At 64.5% G+C, this 1,702-nt stretch carries 1 protein-coding gene and 2 pseudogenes; 2 read left to right on the top strand and 1 reads right to left on the bottom strand.

Annotated elements, in window-relative coordinates:
* Window positions 1-105, top strand: a 105-nt coding sequence (locus EOB36_RS33725; RefSeq protein WP_164757284.1) for a transposase domain-containing protein, incomplete at its 5' end; no start/stop codon positions are given.
* 17 nt (window positions 106-122) lie between these two features.
* Here EOB36_RS33725 and istA read toward each other — a convergent pair.
* Window positions 123-1,334 (bottom strand): annotated as a pseudogene (gene istA, locus EOB36_RS33720) (IS21 family transposase); the annotation flags it as partial.
* A 199-nt stretch (window positions 1,335-1,533) separates the two neighbouring features.
* On the opposite strand from istA, the pseudogene EOB36_RS35610 reads away from it, so the two are divergent.
* Window positions 1,534-1,702, top strand: a pseudogene (locus EOB36_RS35610) (IS21 family transposase); the annotation flags it as partial.

Below are 1,702 nucleotides of genomic sequence, written 5' to 3'. Positions count from 1 at the left end.
CAGGTCGATCCGCACGCCTGGCTCACCCAGACCCTCGAGCGTATCGCCAATGGCTGGCCAAACAGCGATATCGAGGCGCTTATGCCTTGGAACTACCAGCGCTGAACGGCATCAGCTAGCCGCTTACGATAGGCCTCGCGCGGAAAGAGCTGGTCGCGGTAGACCAAGTTCAACAGCGCCATCGGCTTGCGGCGCAGCGAATGGATGACGTGCCGGTAATTGACGACCTGGTCGTGCTTGCCGGCCGGCGAGGCCCGCCCGCGCGGCAGGGTCATGAGCTGCGTGCCGCCGATGAAGATATCCAGCCGATCGTCGAACAGGCGCACCCTGAGCCGGTGGCCGATCAGGCGTGAAGGCACGGTGTAGAACACCTTGCGCAGCGTAAAGCCGCCCGCCGACGTGGCCCGCACAGAGACCTCCTCATAGTCGGACGTGCGCCGGACAGGCAGTTCCTGGAGTTCGGTGCGCTCGATGTCGATGCGCTTGGAATTGCGGGCGTTGACGCGGCTGACGATCTCGTCGACGAAGCAGCGATAGACGGCCAGATCGTCGAAATCGCTCGATCCCTCATCAGCAATGCATCGTTGATCGCCCGCTTGAGATGGCCGTGAGAACCTTCGATGGAGCCATTCTCGTGCGCGATGCCGGCATTGTTGCGGGTCGCCGTCATGCCGTAATGGCCGCACAGTTCCTCGTAGCGATGCGTCAGGTCCGCGCGGGCATCCTTGTCCAGGTTGCGGAACGCCGCCGACAGGCTGTCGCTGCGGTGCTCGCGCGGTACCCCGCCGAGCAACCAGAGTGCGTTCTGCAGGGCCTTCAGCGAGCGCAACGAAGCTCTCGCCGCCGAGCACGACATGGGCATGCTCGAAGCCGGAATAGGCGAGTCGGAAATGGTAGAGACGGTGATCGAGCGGCTGTCCGGCGATGGTGACGCCAGCGCTGCCCATATCGGTGAAATCCGACAGGCCGAGGCGGCCGGGTTCGTGCGCTTGCCGGAAGATGACTTCCTGTTCCTCGCCATGGACAGCGCGCCAGGATCGGACGCGGCGCTCGATCGTGCGGCGAATGGCGTTGCCCAGCTCGGGATGACGCCGCAGCATCTCCTCGAAGATGGCGACCGGTCGGATGCCGGGCGCGGTCCGCAGCAGCGGAACGATCTCGGCCTCAAAAATGTCGGCGAGCGGATCGGGGCGGCGCCGTTGTCGCGGAACCTTCCTCTGCGAGGGCAGCCTCGAATCCTTCTCGATGCGATAGGCCGTGGCCGTGCTGATCGACGCCTTCGCCGCCGCGACGGCCGTCGTATGGGTCTGCCGGAACTTCATGAAAAGCCTCATCTGGTGATCGGTTACGTGGCGGCCGGGCACAAAGTGATTCCTCCAAAACGGAAAAACCACCGGCATACCCGGTCGGCCGCGAACACCAGACACGCTCCGAAAGGAACGCCGCCGGCGGCTTGAAACTCCGGTCGGGCTACGCCCTCCCTGCGTCTCAAGCCGCCGGCATTCTCATCCTGATTGACGCTGCGCTCTCACTTTGAATTGCCGCGCCGCACGCCGGGAACTGGGAATCTCCCGGAAGGTGGTGCGCAAGGTCCTGCGTTCTGAGGAGACGGAGTTCCGCTACGAGCGCAAGCACCAGCCCTATCCCCGCATGGGAGCTTGGCGTGAGACGCTGGACCGGCTGCTGTCGGCGAATGCGGCCA

This window comes from Mesorhizobium sp. M6A.T.Cr.TU.017.01.1.1 (assembly GCF_004023115.1).
In the GTDB taxonomy this organism is placed as follows: Bacteria; Pseudomonadota; Alphaproteobacteria; order Rhizobiales; family Rhizobiaceae; genus Mesorhizobium; species Mesorhizobium mediterraneum.
This window is presented reverse-complemented; position numbering and strand designations above follow the sequence as displayed.